Consider the following 14,386-nt stretch of genomic DNA (forward strand, 5'->3'; position numbering starts at 1 on the left):
CGAGCCCGAGCAGGTGCAGGGGTGTGATCTGCACATATGTGAGGTACGTCAGCGGCCTCCGGAGCCGTGTGCGCAGGTTCGAATCCTGCCGGGGGCACCTTGTATTGGGTGCCCAAAGACCCCGCCACCAGCGCGTTCGCTGGAGTCGGGGTCTTCGCGTATGTGCAGGCGGATGCCGCCGGAAGCAGCCGTTTGCCACTGATCACGTCGTAACGGCGTGTTGATCTTGGAGGGCTCCGCAGTAGATCAGCGAGGTTCCGAGGGGCCTCAACGTATCTCTGTGGACTATGCGTGGACGGACGGAAGCCCCGGAGTGATCCGGGGCTTCCGTCCGTCGATCCTGCCTCTGCGCGAAGGCACCCTGAACGGCACCTTCCCCGCCAGCCAACCCTTACCTTCGAGGGGGCGTTGGCGAAGCAGTTCGGCGTGACACGCCCCACGGTTCACCAACGCCTGCCTGAGCGAAGTCCGAGCATCGGGTCCCGTCGAGGCCATCAAGGGCCGCGGCACCTTCGCCCACTCCCCACACACAGTCGCCCCAGCCACACGCGCCCGCGGCGTACGCCGGCCTTCGGACGGCAGCCACATCAAGGCAGACGGCGTCCGCTGAACAGACGCCGAACCGCCGGTAGCCACCCGCACCGACACTCCCCTGGCCCTACCGGACCTACTTCGCACCCCGCCGGACGAGTCGATACTCACGTACGACCCACTGCGAACCAGTACGGGGAGGAGACCCCACCGCCAGCGCCGGAGCTCTACACCCCGCTCTCAGGCCAGGGCCACGAGCTCCACTTCACGGAGTACATCCGCGTACATCCGCACCCGCCTGCCTCTACCCGACCAGGCTCAGGCGCCACGACCGGCCGACGGGGTCCCGGTGCTCCACGTCATCCACGTGACCCTCACCGAGGCGGCCAAGCCCCTCACCCTGGAGGAGTTCCACCTTCCGGGAGTTGGAGCTGTCGTTCCGGCTGTAGCACGAGCTGGGTGGCTCAGACTTTCTCTACGTCATCAAGGCGGCTCACTCCGCTCCCCGCGCGCGGCCCGGCTCCCGGCCGAGCCTGCGCTCCTGCCTCCGCCCCGCTCCAGCCCGGCCGGGGCCCGCGTCGAGCAAGACCAGAGGGCCCTCGACTCAGGGTTGTTCAAGCAACTTAATCTCGCCCCTCACCCATTCCACGAGGAAATCAACCTGTGCAGTAGATAGAATACTCAAGTCTTCACGCAATCGATCAACAGGATACCGCCCCTCTTTCGCCCGCAAGATGTTCCGATAAAAGAATCCTCGCTTTCTTTGCGGAAACTTCTTCCTCGCTCCGATGATTTCCCACATGAAGTCATCAGCCAGAATCAAGTTGACAATCCGCAGGAACAGTTCGTCGCCATCATCAGAGATATATTCCTCCTCGTCATGGACCCAGCGATGGGAGCCCAGACGGTTTCGCCATGGCCTGGGCGCGCTGAGAACGGTAGGGATTACCTTGTCCGAGGTATCAATAGATAGCCCGGCAAGATTCACCCACGTACGAAAATCCCGGTACGCAAAGTAGGTGAAGAGGTTCTGATCACCCGGAATCCCTGGCGGCCTGTCAATGCTATCAAAGAGGAAACGAATGCCATGCCATGACAGGCCCGAATCAATGTCAAGCTTTCCATGCTTGTACAGAAAAGCGGCAAACCAGGGGCTTTTTCGACTCGCAGTTTCGAGTCGTTCAAGGAACATTTCTACGGTTTTTTGATCTTCATGAACCCAATATTCTGTGATAGCCCTACTGGGGTGCTGCCCCAAGGTAACAGCGAACGCAAGGGCCGACTCGCTTTGGGAAGAGGCCGCAATCTTCCTAACTTGATCGACCACTAAGTGTCGCATCTCGGCAGCACAGGACAAAAGCCCCTTAGCGGATTCAATGAAAGAGAAGTGTACGCCTTCTGCCGTCTCCACCTCTACGCACCGCATATAGAATGAGATGATTGCCCGCAATGTAGTAGGAGGCAGGTCCATGAATTCGACGGAACGGGCACAAAAGCTCGCGATTGCTCGCCGAGCAGCGGCATCAGCGTTACCCTCGGCCATTTCAATCAGACTTAGTATGGCCTCATTAGATCCATCAAGCAGTCGTTCGTCGAGTGTTTGAATGGCAAGCTGTGAAACAACGTCCCATTCTTGATTCTGCAGCTTCGGATACAAAGTGGATGTCAACAAATCAACATCACCGCACTCCCGAACCAATTGCCGAGCTGCAAAATATTCCAAGAATGTGCGGTGCGTGAAGGCGTACAGCTCGTTTCCGGCAGCATCGGCGCCAACGTCCGTCAAAACCCAAGCACGACCACGGCAATATTTGACGAAACTACGAGCCGCGTCTTGAGCCGCATCAAAATCCTCATAGTGCCGGCCGTGCAGATGCTGTGTGGTGAATTGAACTAGTCGTTTTTCCGTCACGCCAGATGCACTGTCCGAGCTCTTCAGCATTTGCAATGCCAGCGCGAACATGGCGAATTGGATTCCGCGCTCAAACGGCTTCTCGACAGAGATCCCTCTAGATGAGTCCCAGCGCTCGAATAGGAACTCAGAGCAGCGTCGATAGAGTTCAGGACGGTTGCGAGGTATGAATCCAGCACCCCTGTAAAGGGCACACATCAATCCCAGCATGAGTGGATTTTCGCTGAGTTCATGCGCATGAGTGAGTTCGTCCAAGAAGTCAGTAGCGAGCCTGGACTTTTCTTGTTGACTCCCTGACCGCATTGCCTGGAACCACTTGTTAACGTAGGAAATTTTTTGCTCATACGAAAAACCCCCGAGTCTAAGGGTTTCGAAAATCTCCTCGTCCAAGGGTGCTTGATCGTAGCCTACCTTGCGCGAAGTGACCATGATAGGAGCGCTCGGGTAGGCGGTACAGAAAGCCTCCACGGCGCTTACCATGTCCTGCCGTAACGAGGTTTCTGTCAGTTCATCGAGACCGTCGAAAATGACTGCGGCTCGACCATTGAGGAGCAGGTAATCAACGCAATCTTTAGGCGGAGGCGTGGAGTAGACGGCTGAGCAGATTCTTTCGATATATTCGACTACGGAAATCTTGTCACGCTTGAAGTGCACACCAAAATCTCGGACGATGACTTTAAAAGGCACCTTAGATGCAGAACCTGGCCACCGCCCTCGAGCCAAATCGACACAGAGCTTGGACGCAAGAGTGGACTTCCCGCCGCCCGGATCACCAAGAACAGCAACTCTCGGATAGTTGGGGAGAATATCTTTAGGCGCAAGGTTTGAGCCGTCTAAGCGATCTTCCTCACCTTCTACTTCGAGGGTAGATTGTACATAGATTCTGTCGATTGGGATTCGCCGTCCTGCGTCCATCTGCGGTGGACGCACCTTGCTATCAATGAGCGAGACTTGCCGACTGAAATCCTTACAGAATTCGTCATACTCGTATAGGTCTTCAACCCGGGACAGAATATCTGAATTTCTGACGGCCGCTGACGCTTGGGCAGCAGCCAATTTAGCAGACACCAGGGAGAAACCCTTGGCATGACCTACCTCATTCAGCGTGGCAAAAATCGCACCCTGAAGGTCCTCGAAGAGAGCTATTGATACCAGGTCAAGGGTCTCGTCTGGCACCGTCCTATATAGCCGAAGAGATTCACGCAAAGCAGTACGAAGGGGTGGCACCATAGCTTTCCTGTTCGCAGCAATAGCAACGGAAAGCTGCAGTGCAACCTGCTCAAACTCGTTCGAACACACAAAATGTGCAATCTTCTCACGGATTGCGGGTGACAGGTCTTCTACTCTGTCGATAGCTTCGACTCGACAAGTACCGGCCGCCGCTCTCACCGATTTGCGAGAAGCAATGCGGTTCTTTACGCCACGCGCTCCGTGTTTAACAGCACTACCAGCAAGACTTCCAACTACTGAACCCACTGCTCTGCTCAATGCGGTTGAGATTGGATCCAACGGTTCCCCCATTGACTTAGTACTCGTCTCGCGAAACGCAAGTGTACGCCCGATGCCCCCCAGGCGAAGCAAGTTCCCTCAGTCTCTGGAGACGACTGTTTTGACCATGGCCGATAACCGATCCCAGCCTCGTAAGGAGCCCTCGATCAAGGGCCAGACACAGCGGGGAGTCAGGTGAAACCAGTCAAGTTCTCGGAAAACAGAAGCAGCTATTCGCGCAGGTCAGCGCGGGGACGAGTCGCAAGTGATCGCAGCTTCTCATGCTGAGGGCTCACGCGCTGTCGTCACGGGGCACGCCGTCGCGGCTTGCTCTGGTCGACGAGCACAACCCAACAGGGTGGCTGAGGGCCAAGGTGGGTACAGCGAAGCACACACGCGCCTGGTCGATCGGCCCACCCACCGTCGCGGCTGGCTGTCGGTGGCTGAGGTTCACACGGACTGCATGCAAGGCGAACGCCGTCACTCGGGGAGAGGTCTCACTCACCTCTGCCACACTCCGCGCATGGGGCGCTGTGCTGGAGTGACACGACGAGGGCAGGCATGCCGGAACAGGGCAGGGCGGAACGGTTTCTGCCATATGCATGGGGGCGGGCACCGTGGCCGAACACCCAGGCTTCGCGCCCCGTCTCCACGCCGCGCACACTCACATCCGCAGCCCAGTTCTGCACGACGGCCGCGGCGAAGAAGTTGGTTGTGGCGGCTGTGGTGGTTCCTCGTGAGCTGGTTCGAGTGGTTGCGCGGCAGCGGCCAAGGCCGGCGGAGTCCTGAGGGATGACGTCTACCCAGCAGGTTGGCTGGGCCGTCCCTGCGCCGTCCGAGGGCGCTCAACAGTGGCCGACAACAACCAATGACGACCGCCACGGTCGAGTCGTCGGCTACTCGCCACGGCAGTTCCGCGAGCAGGCCCGCCGCGACAGCGTAGCCCTCGCAGCGCACTAGCGGCGCATACGCGACGGCTGCCAGGCCCCTCAAAGCAAGAGCTCGTCCACGGCGACCTGCGAGATCCCAAGCGGGCCGCCCTGCCGATCGGCGGCGTGGTCGTACCGGCGCTGGTTTTCGGTGTGTTCGGGCAGGAAGTCGGCGACGGTTGTGGGGATGGCGTCGAGGCCGGCTGGCTGTTTCGCTCCGAGGCACCGGCGCCGGGACGTGGTGTGTGACGGGGGTGGGTCAGGTCTGGTGGGGGGCGAAGAGCATGACCCAGTGGTCGTTCTCGGGGTCGTGGAGCATTTCGCTGTCGAAGGTGAGCGGACCCTCTGTCGGGTGGTTGACGTGTTTCATCGCGGAACTCCAGGTCCCGATCTCCCCCTTCCGCCAGTGGCGTTCGAACTCGGGGTTTTGTGTCGAGAGTTCGCGGAACAGGGAGCGGAGATACTCGTCCTCCGGGTAGTGGCTGAGTGCTTTGCGGAGTTCGGCGGTGGCCACCCGGGCCAGTTGTTCGGCTCCTTCGTTCCCGAGTACGTTGTCGAGTCCCGTCGCGGTGAAGGCCTGGTGGGCGATGTTGCGGCCGTAGGGTCCGTCGTCGAAGAGGGGACCGAACAGGCCCGCGGCGGCGGTGTTGAAGGCGAGCATGTCGAGCCGGCCGTCGTGGATGGTGACCGGCATGACGTCGTTCAGGCCGTCGAGTAGCTGCTGGAGGCCGGGGCGGATCTCGGTGGCGGATGCTCGCGATGGCGGGGGACGCTCGCCGGCGAGGCGAAAGAGGTGTTCTCGTTCGGCGTTCGAGAGCCGGAACGCTCGGGCCAGTGCGGTGAGGACCTCCCGCGACGGGCGGACGGCGCGGCCCTGTTCCAGACGGGTGTAGTACTCGACCGAGATGTTCGCGATGTCGGCGAGTTCCTGGCGCCGCAGACCCGGGACACGCCGGTGGGACAGAGGGGAGGCTCCGGGCCGGTCCCGGGGCGCCATCTGGGAGCGGTGGTGACGCAGGTACTCGCCCAGACCTGACCGCTCATCTCCCTGCATGGATTCATTGTCCCCTCCCCGTGGGGCGAACTCCCGGTCGGAGTGTAGCCCTGCGGGTACCAGGCTCGCGGCGATCTCCCTGACTGTCGGAGGCCGCGTCAGGGTCGGTGGTGACGCAGAACGCGGACGTCGACGCGGGTCGACGACACCGCCGGCACCACCTGACCGCAGCCCAGGAGACTCCCCATGACCACAGCCAACCGATCGCTGATCATGACCGGCGCCACCCGAGGGATCGGATGGGAGGCTGCGCGGGACGTTCTCAGACGCCGCCCCGACACCCACCTGGTCGTTCTCGGACGGGCCTCCTCCGCCTCCGGAATACTGACAGGCCTGCGGGAGATCTCCCCGCACGTCTCACACGTCGACATCGATCTGGCGAGCAAGGCCAGCGTCGCCGCCGCCGGCGCACGCCTGGAAGACCTTCTCGACTCCGGCGCCCTGCCTCCGCTGTGGGGCCTCGTCTTCAACGCGGGTGTCCACCTGTCCAACGCCTTGGAGGCCACGGTCGACGGCTACGAGCGGACCTTCGCCGTGAATGTCATGTCCACCCACCAGCTCCTGCGGCAGCTCCACCCCCACCTTCGCCCACCGGCCCGCATCGTCGTCACGGTCAGCGACGCCCACTTCGGCGACCTCCGACACACCGGCGGAACCATGCCCTCGCCCCGATGGGCCATCCCGGACATCTCCCGCCCCGGAGCGTACAACCGCTCCGGTAACGTCCGAGCCGGCCGCCGTGCCTACGTCACCAGCAAACTCGGCGGTATATACCTGGTCCACGAGTGGTCCCGCCGCCTGCCCGAAGGCGTCGACATCCTCGCCTACAACCCCAGCCTCGTCATCGGAACCGGACTCGCCCGAGAAACCGGCGGCGCGTTCCCCTTCCTCATGCGGAGAATTGTCCCGGTACTGGCGGCCACACCTCTGGTGGACACCCCCGCCCCCGCGGGCAGGAAACTCGCCGACACCATCCTCGGCGCCACCCCCGCCCCGACCGGTGCCTACATCCACCGAACCAAAGCCATGCCGTCTTCCACCGAGTCCTACAACCCCGACCGCGAACACGCCCTCTGGAACTGGCTGGAACAACTCCCACGGGAACAGCCCCCAGGAACAACCGACTGACCGTCGGGAAAGCATGATGATCTTGGCGCCAGCGGCAGGTCCCGCGAAGGTGGCTGGGGCTACGCGAGTTCCTTACGCATCAATGTGCACATGGTTTCGTAGCGGCGTAGTGATCCGTCAGGCGCTTGCTCATCCCACGCGTCCGGCTGACGGCCGTACGCGACGTATCCCAGTCGTTCGTAGAGTGCACGTGCCCGGGGATTGCTTTCCTCCACACCCAGCTCGGCCTGCCGCAGACCGCGTCTCCTGATCCGCAGTTCTGCGGCTTCGACAAGGAACGTGCCGATCCCACACGATTGCAATGCGGGGTGGACCGCCAGCTGCCACAAGGTGCCGACTCCCTCCTTGACCTGGTAGTCGACGCCGCCCTTCGCCACAGGGATGTTCGTTGTGGCGCAGACCGCAAGGTAGTCGATCTCACCGATCCGGGCACGTACCAACTGCTCGGCGACGCCGACCAGGTGATGGTCCGATCCTGCCCATCCGCACGACGCCAGGTCCGCATGGACCAGGTCACGGACTGACAGCTTCAACACAACGTCGACCATCTCAGAACCTCCAGCGAGCCAGCATCCACGCCGATCAACGGGCACGCAAAGCCGTTTCCTCGTCCCGCGCTCTCGGCACGCGGAGGCCACCGCCCCTCAGCCAGTCCGACGCTCCCGCCCTTTCTCGCCGCCTCCAGGTGTTCGCGGCACAGCTCCGACGCGTCGATCGGCCCCTAAAAGGATCAACCTTAGGGTGGGTGCCATGTCTGTGAACATACGCATCGAATTGGACGTCAGCGGTCTTTCCTCTCGCGAGCAGGCCGGCAAGGTGCGGCAAGCGGTGCAGGACGTGGTCGACGTCGAGGGGCTTCAGCACGAAGTGACGGTGTCGACGTGGGAACGCGACGGCACGTTCATGGTGTTGGGGCGGACGGGCCGTTTCCCGGTCATCATCTCGGGCGTCTCGCGTTGGGAGCCGGCTTTTCAAGCGCGGGTCGAGGCTGCCGTGGAGCGGGTGACGGCGACGGCGAGGGTGCGGCTGTTCTGCGCCGACGTCGACCTGGAGCGTGCCATGGAAGAGGGCACGCTCTGAAGAGGCCGATGCGATGCTGACGGCTCTGCGGTGCGCCGACGAGGCTCCTGCAGTACCGCCAGGTTCAGGCTCTCTGCCGGAGAGGGAGGCCCGCGATCACGGAGGTTCCGCGGCTGGGGCGGGCGCGGACCGTCCAGGCGGCGGCGAGGTTGTCGACGAGGAGCAGGCCTCGGCCGCCCTCTGCGTCCGCTCCCGGGTGTGCCAGTGCGGGTTTGCCTGTGCCGGAGTCGGAGACGGCTAGCCAGTAGTGGCCGTCGGCCGGCCAGAGGACGAGTTCGATGAGGCTGTCGTCCGTCGGACAGGTGCCGTGGCGGATGGCGTTGGTGACCAGTTCGGACGTGAGTAGGCGGAGGTCGTCGCCGAGGTGGGGGCGGAGGGCGCCTGGCAGGGATTCGGCGACGATGTGCCGGGCCCGGCTCACCGAGGCTGGGTGGGCCGGCAAGTGCCAGTGGAGGGGTACGTGGGGGATTTCGGGCATGGCGAACTCCGTTGTCGTGGTGAGGGGTTCGGGGTCGCCGGTGGCCTGCCGCCCTGGTCGCGGGCGCGCCCGGCCCAGGGCAGGCGGGCATGCTCGCGCGGTGCGCTTCCGGCGTTGCGGTGTGTAGCGTGCGCGATACTCACGGTAGAGCAACGGGGGTACATGTGCTACCAAGCTCTGAGAATCGTTGGAACGAACCTTGCTTCGCGGCAGACTGGGCCCGCGCACAACAGGAGGGGACACATGCCGCCGAGGAGCCATCCGACCGCACGTCAGCAACGTCTGGGGGCAGAGCTTCGCAAGCTGCGTGAAGAGGCAGGGTTGTCCACCGAACAGGCTGCCGCCCTGCTGGAAACGAAGCGGACGGTGATCACCAGCACCGAAGCGGGGCGCCACGGTGTCAGCCCCGAGCGTGTCCGGCGGATCGCCTTCCGGTACGAGTGCACGGACCAGGCTTTGGTGGACGCGTTGGTCTCCATGTGCGGGGACCGCACAACCGGTTGGTGGGAGGAGTACCGCGACGTCCTGCCCGCGACGTTCCTGGACATCGCCGAACTGGAGTGGCACGCCGAGGGCCTGCGCGTGAGCACGATGACGCACATGCCGGGGCAGTTCCAGACCGACGCCTACGCACGCGCCCTCTTCCAAGCCGCCATCCCGGCACTGCCCGCCGAGGAGTTCGAGGCCAGAGTCGCCCACCGTGTACAGAGACACCAGGTGATCGATCGGCCAGGGGCCCCGGCGTACGCGCTGATCATCCACGAAGCCGCTCTGCGGATCGAAGTCGGCGGGCGCTCGGTGCTGCGGAGCCAGCTCGGTCACCTCATGGCGGCGGCGGACCGCGACAACGTGACAGTCCAGGCCATCCCCTTCTCGGCGGGAGCGTTTCCCGGTTCCGGCCAGTCGATCCTGTACGCCTCCGGCCGGGTGCCCGCTCTTGACACCGTTCAGCTTGATCGCAGCACGGCGGGAGAATTCCTCTACTCGGGCGCCCACTTGTGCAAGTACCGCCTGCAACTCGACGAGATGCAGCGGATCGCACTCCGGCCCAAAGAGACCGTCGATCTCATGCACAGCATTTCTCAGAGCCTCTAGGAGACCTGACCATGTCTGGAATCAGCTGGGAAGCCCCCTTCTGCCAGGACGCGAGCAACTGCTTCCGCCTCGGCACCGACGCCGACGGCAACGGGTACATAGCCGTGAGTGGGGAGGAGGATCGGTACCTCACCGACTCGCTCGAAGCCCTGCGGACCCTCATTACCGATATCAAGGCCGGTAAAGCCGACCACCTGCTGTAGCACCTCCTTGCTCGCCGCGCAGGTCAGGACAGCGCCGGTACGTGTTCGGTGCCGATGACGCGGAGGGCGTCCAGGGCGGAGGCCTCCCGCGTGCCGGGGGCGGCGGAGTAGACGATCATCGACTGGTCGGTGTCGGGGAGCACCAGCGTGTCGCAGTCCAGTGCGAGGCGCCCCACCTCGGGGTGGTCGATCGTCTTGCGCATCGACTGGCGCACGGTCGAGCGTCCTTCCTCCCACGCCGTCCGGAAACGGTCGCTGCCCGTGGTCAGCTCGTGGATCAGCAGGCCGAGTTCCGGGTCGTCCGGGTAGCGCGAGAGCGCGGTGCGGAGCAGGCCGACCGCCTGCTGCGTCCACGTCGTCTCTTCCTCCGGGGTGAAGGCCACGCGGGCGCAGCCGGTGCCGAGGAGCCGCTGCCAGACGATGTTGCGCCGGCCTGCGGGCCACCGGCTCAGGTCGCCGAGGAGTGCGCGGGCCATCGGGTTCTGTGCCAGGACGTCGCCTTTGGCCGACAGCACCACCGCGGGGAGGTCGGCGAGCCGCTGGAGCAGTCGCAGCACGCTCGGCCGTATCGACATCTCGATCTCCGTGCGGAGCGGTGGTGCGCTGCCCGCGAGGCGGAAGACCTGGTCGCGTTCGTCGGGCTCCAGGCGCAGGGCCCGGGTCAGGGCGGTGAGTACTTGGGGCGAGGGGCGCGGTCCGCGGGCCTGTTCCAGGCGGACGACGTACTCGACGCTCACCCCGGCGAGCAGGGCGACCTCCTCGCGGCGGAGTCCGGTGACCCGCCGTCTGGGACCGGCTGTCAGGCCGACTTCTCCGGGTGCGAGGCGGGCCCGGGCCGCCTTGAGCACGCGGCCGAGTTCGAGGCGATCCATACGGTCATTGTCGCGCCGTCGGCGCCGGGGATCCTGGTACGGGCACTACTACCCACGGGCGTACCTGGATCGCGCTCCGCCACCGGTTCATCGTGGCGGCATGAGGGAGACGGGCGGAGCTCCCGAGGCTGCCAGTGGGTCCTGCGCCCCCTCGGCCTTGCCGGACGACGCCCACACCCCCGTGCTGCGCCACACGAGGAAGTAGGGGACATGACCACGATCTTGATCACCGGCGGCCACTCGGGGATCGGTCTCGCCGCGGCGCGCACGCTCGCCGCACAGCACATCGACCTCGTGCTGGCGGGGCGCAGTCCGGAACGGATGCGGGAGGTCGCGGACGAGTTGGGCGCGACCTACGGAGTGACCGTGACCACGTTGCCGCTCGACATCTCCTCCCTCGCCTCGGTCCGGGCCGGAGCGGAGGAGTTCCGGAGGGCGGCGGAGAACGGCGGGGTCGGCTCGCTGAACGCGATCCTCTGCAACGCGGGCGGCCGGTTCGAGGGCGAGGTCTCCTACAGCCCCGACGGGTACGAGACGACCTTCGCCACCAACTGCCTCGGGCACTTCCTGCTCGTCGAACTCCTGCTTCCGTGCCTGGCCGAGCGGGGACGGGTGGTGTACACCGCCAGCGGTACCCACGACCCGGACACGATGGACGGAAGGGCGGTCGGCGCCGCCGTCGAGCCGGATGCCGTCGCGCTGGCCAACGACGGCAGGCGCGGAGGCAAGGCGCTGTCCGCCGGCCGGCGCTACTCCACGTCGAAGCTGTGCGTCGTGATGTACGCCTACGAGTTGGACCGCCGGCTCCGCCGGGCCGGCAGCTCGGTCGCCTCGATCGCCTTCGACCCGGGCTCCGTGCCCGAGACCGGCTTCCTCCGCGGTATGCCGGGGCCCGTCCGGTGGTTGTCGACCAGCGCCGTCGTGAAGTGGGTGTTCAAGCGGGTGGGCATCGTCACGTCCGACGCCGGGTTCTCCGGTGCGTCCTTGGCGGCGCTCGCGGCCGGTCCCGAGCACGCGGGGCACTCGGGAACGTACTTCCAGGCGCAGGACGGAACCCTCTCCGCGGTGCGGTCGGCGCGCGTCTCCTACGACGAACAGCGCGCCGCGAAGCTGTGGGACGACTCCCGGCAACTCGTGGGCCTGACCGCCGAGGAGGAGGCTTTGCGGTTTGCATAGCGGGCCTCCCCCGCCCCCCCCCCGGCGGCCGAGCGCTACGAGCAGGTACTGGCCGCGTCGGCGCCGTACTGAGCGGAGAGTGGGCCGCGTTCTACGAAGGGGGGTCGGCCTGCGCCAGGATGCGCCGGGCCTGGTGGAGGCGGGGCAGGTCCATGATCTCGCCGTCCAGGCGGATCGCGCCGCCGTTCGAGGTGCGGGCCGCCTCCAGTGCCCGGCGGGCCCAGGCCAGCTCGGCCTCCGTGGGGAGGAAGGCGCGGTGGATGCCGGGGAGCTGGCGGGGGTGGAGGGCGAGTTTGCCGCCGAAGCCCAGGTCGCGGCTGCGGCGGGCCTCGCGCTCGGTGAGTTCCTCGTCGTCCAGGGCGAGGGTGACGCCGTCGACGGGGGCGGCGAGTCCGGCGGCCCGGGAGGCGTTGACGAGCGTGCTGCGGGCGTAGAGCAGCTCGTCCTCGGCGGGTGGGCGCGGGGTGGCCGCGATGTCGTGGGCGTAGTCCACGCTGCCGAAGACGAGCCGGACCACGCCTTCGCAGTCGGCGGTGGCGTCCGCGTCGCGGATGCCGCGTGCGGATTCGATCAGGGGGAGCAGGGCCGTCCCGGGTGGCAGGGACGCGGCCGTGACCTCGGTCGTGTTCGCGTCGGCCTTGGGGAGGAGTACGGCGGTGGGGGCGCGGTTCGACGCGTGGGCGGCGGTCAGGGCTGCCAGGTCCGCCTCGTACCAGTCGGTGCCGGGGGCGTTGATGCGCAGGGCGGCGGCCGGCAGGCCCGGCCAGGCGAAGGCGGACGCGCGGGCCGTCGCCTTGTCGTCGGGGCCGACCGCGTCCTCCAGGTCGACGACGACCAGGTCGGCGGCGCTGGCGGCGGCCTTCTCGTAGCGGTCGGGGCGGGAGCCCGGGACGAAGAGGATGCTGCGCGCCGTGGTCACGGGGGCCGTGGTCACGGGGGAGGTCGGGTCCGTCACTGGGTGCTCCTCTTGGGTGTGGCCGCGCCGGGGGCGGCCGGTGGGTCGTCCGCGCCGATGTCGTCCAGGGCCCTGTTCGTCGTGCGTTCGCCGAGGACGACCAGGACCAGGCCCATCAGGAGCGCCATCACCGCCAGGTAGACGAAGACGGTCGTGAAGCCGAACGCGGTGTAGATCCAGCTGACGGTGACGCCGCCGATCACGCCCGCGAGGCGGCCGAAGCCGGTGGCGATACCGGCGCCGAGGCCGCGCAGCGGGGTGGGGAAGACCTCGGGGATGTAGGTGTACTGCACGGCCACGCCGCACTGGAGCAGCATCGTGGCGAGGAAGCCGGTGAGGACCAGCGCCGCTCCCCCGTCCACCACGCCGAAGGCCAGCAGGAGGACGGCGACCAGGGACTCGATGGCCAGGAGCAGCATGCGGCGGTCGAAGCGGTCGATGAAGGGCATCGCGAGGAGGGCGCCGGGGACGGCGGCCGCCGCGAGCCACGAGGTGACGTTGAGGCTCTCGGACTGGGTGTAGCCGTTCTCCACGAGGAGGGTGGGGAGCCAGGAGTTGAAGCCGTAGAAGCACAGGATGAGGAAGATCGAGACGAGGGACGTGGCGATCAGCCTGCGGCGGTTGCGGCCGGTGAGGAGGTCGGCGAGGCGGGCGCGCGGGACGGGCGCGGTCTCCAGGGGCGGGGGCAGCTCCGTGCCGGTGCGGGCCACGGCCTCCTTCTCCAGGCGTTCGACGAGGGCGAGCGCCTCGTCCTCGCGCCCGTGGGCGACGTGCCAGCGGACGGACTCCGGGAGGATGCGGGCGGCGACGAAGACGCCGAGGATGCCGAGGGCGCCGACGACGAAGACCCAGCGCCAGCTCTCCGTGCTGAGCGGGATGACCAGGCGGGACACCCATGCGGCGACGGGTACGCCGACGAAGCCGAGGACCAGGATCCAGGACTGGTAGCGGCCGCGCAGCGCACGCGGATACATCTCGCTGACCCAGACCAGGAGCACGCCGGTCATCGCCTGGAGGCCGACGCCGGTGAGGAAGCGGGTGACGCCCATCTGCCAGGCGTTGAAGGAGAGGGCGGAGAGGAGGGAGAAGGTCGAGTAGAAGACGACCGCGCCGAGCAGGACCTTGCGGCGGCCGAAGCGGTCGGAGAGGCGGCCGCCCAGGATGGCGCCGAGGAACATGCCGGCGAAGCCGATGGACGTGACGACGCCGACCGCGTCGAGCGAGAGGCCCCACTGCTCCCGCAGCCGGGGGGCGACGTAGGCGAAGGTGTTCAGGTCGATCAGGTCGAAGCTGAAGAGGAAGCCGAGCAGTACGGCCCACCTGCGGTGGGACCGGGTCGCCACGGGGATGCGGTCCAGCCGGGCGGTCGCCGACGCGGTGGGTGCGGCCCCGGATCGTGGCTCGCCGTTGGTTGTCGTTGTCATGGTGTCTGCCTCGCACGGTCGTTGGCGGCTCGTGGCGGCTGGAGCCGGAACGGCTCGTCTC

At 65.9% G+C, this 14,386-nt stretch carries 12 protein-coding genes; 5 read left to right on the forward strand and 7 right to left on the reverse strand.

Annotated features, from left to right (window positions below; all coding sequences use genetic code 11):
- Positions 1-1,135: 1,135 nt before the first annotated feature.
- Together IG94_RS40680 and IG94_RS0121735 are read right to left on the reverse strand one after the other, a co-directional pair.
- Positions 1,136-3,919, reverse strand: a complete 2,784-nt coding sequence (locus tag IG94_RS40680; RefSeq protein ID WP_157852293.1) for an NACHT domain-containing protein — start codon at positions 3,917-3,919, stop codon at positions 1,136-1,138.
- 1,200 nt (positions 3,920-5,119) lie between these two features.
- Positions 5,120-5,914, reverse strand: a complete 795-nt coding sequence (locus IG94_RS0121735) for a helix-turn-helix transcriptional regulator (RefSeq protein ID WP_031039483.1) — start codon at positions 5,912-5,914, stop codon at positions 5,120-5,122.
- A 186-nt stretch (positions 5,915-6,100) separates the two neighbouring features.
- Between IG94_RS0121735 and IG94_RS0121740 the strand changes: the two genes are divergently transcribed.
- Entirely contained in the window at positions 6,101-7,042 is a 942-nt protein-coding gene (locus IG94_RS0121740) for an SDR family NAD(P)-dependent oxidoreductase (RefSeq protein WP_031039484.1), read from the forward strand.
- 59 nt (positions 7,043-7,101) lie between these two features.
- Here IG94_RS0121740 and IG94_RS0121745 read toward each other — a convergent pair whose 3' ends face one another.
- A complete protein-coding gene (locus IG94_RS0121745) occupies positions 7,102-7,590 on the reverse strand; it encodes a GNAT family N-acetyltransferase (RefSeq protein WP_031039486.1) in 489 nt (162 codons plus the stop codon).
- Between the two features lie 202 nt (positions 7,591-7,792).
- Here IG94_RS0121745 and IG94_RS0121750 point away from each other — a divergent pair, with 202 nt between their 5' ends.
- Positions 7,793-8,122 carry a hypothetical protein gene (locus IG94_RS0121750; protein WP_031039488.1) on the forward strand — a complete coding sequence of 110 codons (330 nt, stop codon included), beginning with the start codon at positions 7,793-7,795 and terminating at the stop codon, positions 8,120-8,122.
- A 64-nt stretch (positions 8,123-8,186) separates the two neighbouring features.
- Here IG94_RS0121750 and IG94_RS0121755 read toward each other — a convergent pair whose 3' ends face one another.
- The gene (locus IG94_RS0121755; protein ID WP_031039491.1) at positions 8,187-8,600 is read right to left on the reverse strand and encodes an ATP-binding protein; all 414 of its coding nucleotides are present in this window, start codon (positions 8,598-8,600) and stop codon (positions 8,187-8,189) included.
- A 243-nt stretch (positions 8,601-8,843) separates the two neighbouring features.
- On the opposite strand from IG94_RS0121755, the gene IG94_RS0121760 reads away from it, so the two are divergent.
- The gene (locus IG94_RS0121760; RefSeq protein WP_031039493.1) at positions 8,844-9,695 is read left to right on the forward strand and encodes a helix-turn-helix domain-containing protein; all 852 of its coding nucleotides are present in this window, start codon (positions 8,844-8,846) and stop codon (positions 9,693-9,695) included.
- A gap of 11 nt (positions 9,696-9,706) precedes the next feature.
- Positions 9,707-9,898, forward strand: a complete 192-nt coding sequence (locus IG94_RS0121765; protein WP_031039496.1) for a hypothetical protein — start codon at positions 9,707-9,709, stop codon at positions 9,896-9,898.
- A gap of 23 nt (positions 9,899-9,921) precedes the next feature.
- Here IG94_RS0121765 and IG94_RS0121770 read toward each other — a convergent pair whose 3' ends face one another.
- On the reverse strand, positions 9,922-10,770 hold the full coding sequence (locus tag IG94_RS0121770) for a helix-turn-helix transcriptional regulator (RefSeq protein WP_031039499.1): 849 nt from the start codon (positions 10,768-10,770) through the stop codon (positions 9,922-9,924).
- A 210-nt stretch (positions 10,771-10,980) separates the two neighbouring features.
- Here IG94_RS0121770 and IG94_RS39710 point away from each other — a divergent pair, with 210 nt between their 5' ends.
- A complete protein-coding gene (locus IG94_RS39710) occupies positions 10,981-11,946 on the forward strand; it encodes an SDR family NAD(P)-dependent oxidoreductase (protein ID WP_052410790.1) in 966 nt (321 codons plus the stop codon).
- Positions 11,947-12,037: 91 nt separating this feature from the next.
- Here IG94_RS39710 and IG94_RS0121780 read toward each other — a convergent pair whose 3' ends face one another.
- Both IG94_RS0121780 and IG94_RS0121785 read right to left on the reverse strand, forming a co-directional pair.
- Positions 12,038-12,901, reverse strand: coding sequence for an HpcH/HpaI aldolase/citrate lyase family protein (locus tag IG94_RS0121780; RefSeq protein ID WP_051159380.1), 864 nt, complete (start codon positions 12,899-12,901; stop codon positions 12,038-12,040).
- Positions 12,898-14,325, reverse strand: coding sequence for an MFS transporter (locus IG94_RS0121785; protein ID WP_052410791.1), 1,428 nt, complete (start codon positions 14,323-14,325; stop codon positions 12,898-12,900). The genes IG94_RS0121780 and IG94_RS0121785 overlap by 4 nt, the downstream gene beginning before the upstream one ends.
- Positions 14,326-14,386 lie beyond the last annotated feature (61 nt).

This window comes from Streptomyces olivaceus (assembly GCF_000721235.1).
GTDB lineage: Bacteria > Actinomycetota > Actinomycetes > Streptomycetales > Streptomycetaceae > Streptomyces > Streptomyces olivaceus.